This is a genomic window from Bradyrhizobium sp. (assembly GCF_017881085.1).
Taxonomy (GTDB): Bacteria; Pseudomonadota; Alphaproteobacteria; order Rhizobiales; family Xanthobacteraceae; genus Bradyrhizobium.
Window position 1 is genome coordinate 1 of sequence record NZ_JADGRI010000453.1, and the last position, 3225, is coordinate 3225.

The following is a 3225-nucleotide window of genomic DNA, read 5'->3' on the forward strand; positions in this document are numbered from 1 at the left end:
CCCCGGCGTGGTGAAGAGCCGCAACGCCCTGATGGACGCGGCCTATGACGACCAGGTCTATGTCGACGATCGCACCATCGACAGCCACATCAAGCGGCTCCGCAAGAAGTTCAAGGTGGTGGACGACGATTTCGAGATGATCGAAACCCTGTACGGCGTTGGCTACCGCTTCAAGGAAACCTGATTGCCACGCCTCTCGCGGGCCGTTTGTTAACTGACGCCGACGCCCGTCTGGGGTAGGATACGGGCAGGGCGTCTTTGAAGGCGCCATCGAAAACAACCGGCAGTTTTGGCCATTGCTCGATCGAACGCAGCCTGATCCAAGCCTGAATGCGGAGGGTGTCTCGGCCTCCCTCGCGCTCGACGGCGTTGCCGTTGACAGTCCGCAGCCGCGTGGCTGGCAGCGGCCGCTCGGCTGGCTGCGCCGCGCCGGCCAGTTCTTTTTCGCACTCAGCTTCTCGAGCCTTACCCGCCGCATCGTTTCGCTGAATCTGGCCGGCCTGGTCGCGCTGGTGGCGAGCATTCTCTATCTCTCGCAATTCCGCGCCGGCCTGATCGACGCGCGGGCGCAGAGCCTCTTGGTCCAGGCCGAGATCATCGGCGGCGCGATCGCGGCCTCGGCCACCGTCGAAACCAACACCATCACCATCGATCCCGACCGGCTGCAGGATCTGAAGCCCGGCGAAACCTACGGCGCGCCGGATGAATCTTCGGGACTGGATTTTCCGATCAATCCGGAACGCGTCGCGCCGGTGTTGCGGCGGCTGATTTCGCCGACCAAGACCCGCGCCCGCATTTACGACCGCGACGGCGGACTGATTCTCGACAGCCGCAGCCTGTACGGCCGCGGCGACGTGCTGCGCTTCGAACTGCCGCCGCCCTCGGTCGAGAAGCCGGGCGCCTTCGAACGGATGACGATCGCGATCCGCACCTGGCTCAATCGCGGCGACCTGCCGCTCTATCGCGAGCTCGGGCCTGAGAACGGCAACGGCTATCAGGAAGTCGCGGACGCGCTGAAGGGCCAGAAGAACAGCATGGTGCGCGTCAACGACCGCGGCGAGGTGATTGTCTCGGTCGCGGTGCCGGTGCAGCGGTTCCGCGCCATCCACGGCGCGCTGATGCTCTCCACCCAGGGCGACGACATCGACCAGATGGTGACCGCCGAACGGCTCGCGATCCTGAAAGTGGGCGGCGTCGCATCCGCCGTGATGATCATGCTGTCGCTGCTGCTGGCGAGCACCATCGCTGGGCCCGTCCGCCGACTCGCCGACAGCGCCGAGCGCGTCCGCCGCCGCATCCGCACCCGGGTCGAGATCCCCGATTTCACCCGCCGCCGCGACGAGATCGGGCATCTTTCCGGCGCGCTGCGCGACATGACGGAGTCGCTCTACAACCGCATCGAGGCGATCGAGATGTTCGCCGCCGATGTCGCCCATGAACTGAAGAACCCGCTGACGTCGCTGCGCTCCGCGGTCGAGACCCTGCCGCTGGCGCGCAACGAGAACAGCCGCGCGCGGCTGCTTGCGGTGATCGAGCATGACGTCAAACGGCTCGACCGGCTGATCTCGGACATTTCCGATGCGAGCCGTCTCGATGCAGAACTGCAGCGGCAGGACATGACGTCGGTCGACCTTCGCCGCCTGCTCAATGCGCTGACGACGGTCGCCAACGAAACCCGGCGCGGCAACAACATCGCCGTCGAAGTGCGTTTCGAAGGGAGAGGTCCCAACGACACCTTCTCGGTGCCGGGTCACGATTCGCGGCTGGGACAGGTGATCTCCAATCTGCTTTCCAACGCGCAGTCGTTTTCCGAAGCCGGCGGCAAGGTGCGGATCGTCTGCCGCCGCGTGCGATCGGAAATCGAGATCGTGGTCGACGACGACGGGCCGGGGATCCGCGAGGACGCGCTGGAGCGGATCTTCGAGCGCTTTTACACCGACCGGCCGCATCAGGGCTTTGGACAGAATTCCGGACTGGGGCTGTCGATCTCCAAGCAGATCATCGAGGCGCATGGCGGACGCATCTGGGCGGAGAATCGTCCCGGTCCCGTCAACGCCGATGGCGAAGCAACCGTGGCCGGCGCGCGCTTTGTGGTCAGGCTGCCGGCGCCATGACCCCTGGCGGCGCGAGTGTCCACGCTTCCGCGGTCAAGGTGGGTGATCGCGCGGTGCTGATCCGCGGATCCTCAGGGTCGGGCAAATCGCGTCTCGCCTTCGATCTCATCCTGGCCGGACGCGCCGGACAGATCCCACCTAGCATGCTGGTCGGCGACGACCGCGTCCATCTTGCGGCGAGCCAGGGACAATTGATGGTACGTCCAGCGCGCGAACTGGCAGGGCTGATCGAGATTCGCGGGCTGGGGATTCGCCGCTGCGACTTTGTTGATGAGGCGATTGTCGGCTTGGTTGTTGATCTGGCCGCCGACGACGCGGAACGCCTGCCGCCGCCAGAAGCCCTTCAGGCGCAAATTTCAGGTATCAAAATACCGAGAATTCCCGTTGGAATAGGCTTCGCAGCATTTCCACTCGTTATGGCTGCGCTGACCATGACCGCGAGTTCACCTTCTTCGCAACCTTCGGCCGATTGTTCGAAGGGGATTGGTAACCATATAACCCCCACAATCGCCACGAAATAACCGGCGCAGGCTCCCCCTCTACTGCTAATTTTCCGGGAGAATCGCGAAGAACCCCTCTTGCGCGGGGGCTCTGGATGGTCAAAGTGGCGCGTTCGTGCGGTGCACCAAAAGGCACCCGCGAGGAGTTTCCGATGATTGGTCTAGTACTTGTGACCCATGGGCGCCTTGCCGACGAGTTCAAGGCGGCGCTCGAACACGTAATGGGTCCGCAAAAGCAAATCGAAGCCGTCACGATCGGAGCCGAGGACGACTCCGATTTGTGCCGAAGCGACATCATCGAAGCGGTCAACCGCGTCGATTCAGGCGATGGCGTGGCCATCCTTACCGACATGTTCGGCGGCACACCTTCCAATCTTGCGATCTCCTGCATGAGCCGTCCGAAGGTGGAAGTGCTCGCAGGCATTAATCTACCGATGCTGGTCAAGCTTGCGAAAGTTCGCGAAGAGCGTTCGCTGCCCGACGCCATCGCGATGGCCCAGGAAGCCGGCCGGAAATACGTCACCATCGCCAGCCGGGTTCTCGCCGGCAAATGAGCGACGACGACGCCCTGCCGCCTGCAAACGAGGCCGGGCCAAGTGTCCCCGCGGGCG

Annotated in this window: 4 protein-coding genes; all 4 read left to right on the forward strand. The window is 64.0% G+C overall.

All coding sequences use genetic code 11. The features are described from left to right. Positions 1–184: helix-turn-helix domain-containing protein (locus tag QZ213_RS26445; RefSeq protein ID WP_291689004.1), on the forward strand; the 184-nt coding region annotated here is incomplete at its 5' end. Between the two features lie 112 nt (positions 185–296). Further along, positions 297–2114 (forward strand): sensor histidine kinase, encoded by a 1818-nt coding sequence (locus QZ213_RS26450; protein ID WP_291689005.1) that lies wholly within the window; start codon positions 297–299, stop codon positions 2112–2114. After that, a complete protein-coding gene (locus QZ213_RS26455; protein WP_291689006.1) occupies positions 2111–2635 on the forward strand; it encodes an HPr kinase/phosphatase C-terminal domain-containing protein in 525 nt (174 codons plus the stop codon). The genes QZ213_RS26450 and QZ213_RS26455 overlap by 4 nt, the downstream gene beginning before the upstream one ends. A 131-nt stretch (positions 2636–2766) precedes the next feature. Continuing rightward, positions 2767–3168: a PTS sugar transporter subunit IIA gene (locus QZ213_RS26460; protein WP_024509305.1), complete on the forward strand. Its 402-nt coding sequence runs from the start codon at positions 2767–2769 to the stop codon at positions 3166–3168. Positions 3169–3225: the final 57 nt, after the last annotated feature.